We start from the raw sequence: 2,370 nt of genomic DNA, 5'->3' as shown, positions 1-2,370 counted from the left end.
CTGTGGATTACGAACCTGGTGGTTTGCGAGGCGAAGCCGTCGGTCATCCGGGAGCTTCTGGAGCGCGGCGACGTGGCGCGCGTGGAGACCGGCTCCGACCGGCCCGACGAGTGGGTCGGCGTGGGAGCGCCCGACCGCGACGGCGGCCTCGCCTGGGGCGTGGAAAAAATCGGCGCCCCCTTCGTCTGGGACGACTACGGCTATGACGGCGACGGCATCCTGGTCGCCGTCTCCGACACCGGCGTCAACTACAACCACTACGACCTGCGCGACCACCTGTGGCACAACACCGACGAGGTGCCGGACAACGGCATTGACGACGACCACAACGGCTACGTGGACGACTACATCGGTTACTACTTCGACGGCGCGGGCGGCGGCGGTCCGGACCCCATGGACACCGAGGGCCACGGCACCCACTGCGCCGGCTCGGTGTCCTCGGACGGCTCGGCGGGCTTGAGCTGCGGCGTGGCGCCCAAGACGCGGATAATGAGCCTCAAAGTCTGGATGTGGGCCACCCTCCAGGGCGAGGCCTCGGTCTGGGAGGCGTGGCAGTACGCGCTGGACAACGGGGCGGACGCCGTCTCGGTGAGCCTGGGCTGGAACTACGGCTGGGACCCCGACCGGTCCACCTGGCGCGCCGTGGCCCAGAGCTGCCTGGCCGGCGGGATGGCCCTGGTGGTGGCCGGCGGGAACGACGGGCCCGACCCCGAGACTATCACCTGCCCCGGCGACGTCCCCGGCGTCATCACCGTGGGCGCCACCAACATCCGCGACGAGATAGCCGGTTTCTCCGGCCGCGGGCCGGTCAGCTGGGCCGACGTGGCCCCCTACCACGACTACCCCTGCCTCACCAAGCCCGACGTCTGCGCCCCCGGCGTGGACATCGTCTCCTGCTCGTACTCCGATAACCAGGGCTACCTCTGGGGCTGGAACGGCACCTCCATGGCCACCCCGCACACGGCGGGGACGGTGTCGCTCTTGTTGGACGCCGCCCCGTCCCTGTCGCCCGTCCAGCTCAAGGCCGCCCTGGAAAACTACGCCCGCGAGCTGGGCGACCCCGGCAAGGACAACACCTACGGCTCGGGGCGGATCAACGCCTTCGCCAGTGTCTCCAGCGTCGTCGGCGACCCCGAGCTCCGCCTCCTCTTCGACGGCTACGAGGTCGCCGACGAGGACGGTGACGGCATCCTGGAGCCCGGCGAGACCGCCACCGTGTACTGCCGCCTCTACAACATGAGCCTGGTCACCGCCACGAGCGTCACCGCCGACCTATCCACCGATTCCGACGACGTGAAAATTTCAGAAGGCCACGACTCCCTGGGCAACCTGGCCCCCTTCGAGGAGGCCGAAGCCGAGTTCACCCTGGAAGTGGACGCGGACTGCGCCGAGCCGGCGGGCCTCCCCTTCGACCTCGACATCCACGCCACCAACCCCTACGACCTGGCGGAGTCGTTCGAGCTCTTCGTGCCCGGCTACGGCCTGTGGGAGGACTGCGAGTACGGCATAGACCCGCTCTGGCGCTACTCCAGCAACGGGGAGAACACCTGGCGCCAGACCGACGAGGACTCGATGTACGGGCGGTACTCCTTCACGCCGAACAACGTGGGCGGCGGCTACGATCAAAACCTCGACTGCTCACTGGTGAGCCTGCCCTTCCGCGTGGACGCGGAGCACTACATCCTCACCGTGTGGAGCAAGTTCGACCTGGAAGGCGGCTGGGACGCCCTGTACGTGGATATTCGCTACTCGGAGGACGAGAGCTGGACCACCCTGCACACCCTGTCGGGCACGCTGGGGAACTGGATCAAGCGCACGAGCGACCTCACCGAGCACCAGGGGGACATCGCCCAGCTCCGGCTCCGGTTCAAGTCGGACTCCGACGACACCTTCGACGGCGCCTTCGCGGACCAGATTTACGTCCTGGACTACGAGGTCGGCCTGGGCGACGCGGCCCTTTCCGCCAGCGTCACCGACGACGGCGTCCTGGTCGGCTGGGACATCACCGGCGACGTGGCGGGCATCTACATCTACCGGCAAGGCGGTGAACACGCGCTCTCCGGCCTCGGGACGCGGCTCAACGAGAACCCCATCCCGGGCAACCGGGGGTACTACCTGGACCGCGGCCGGGGTGAGAGCTATCTCTTCGAGGTCACCGACGACGAGGGGAATCGCGAGCTCCTGGGTCCGGTGGAGGTCTCGGGCGAGCCGCCGACGGCGGGCAGAACCTCCCTCGCAGCGCCCTACCCCAACCCGGTCGCGGATACGGCGAACATCCAGTTCGAGCTGGGCGGGGCGGACGCCGCCGCGCCGGTGACCCTCGCGGTTTACGACCTGGCCGGGCGGCGCGTGGCCGTCCTCTACGACGGC

Annotated in this window: 1 protein-coding gene; it reads left to right on the top strand. The window is 68.9% G+C overall.

The window, feature by feature from the left end; all coding sequences use genetic code 11:
• The coding region (locus tag NTW26_00370; protein MCX7020728.1) for a S8 family serine peptidase at positions 1-2,370 on the top strand (2,370 nt) is incomplete at both ends.

It is taken from the genome of bacterium (genome assembly GCA_026398675.1).
In the GTDB taxonomy this organism is placed as follows: Bacteria; RBG-13-66-14; RBG-13-66-14; order RBG-13-66-14; family RBG-13-66-14; genus RBG-13-66-14.
This window is presented reverse-complemented; position numbering and strand designations above follow the sequence as displayed.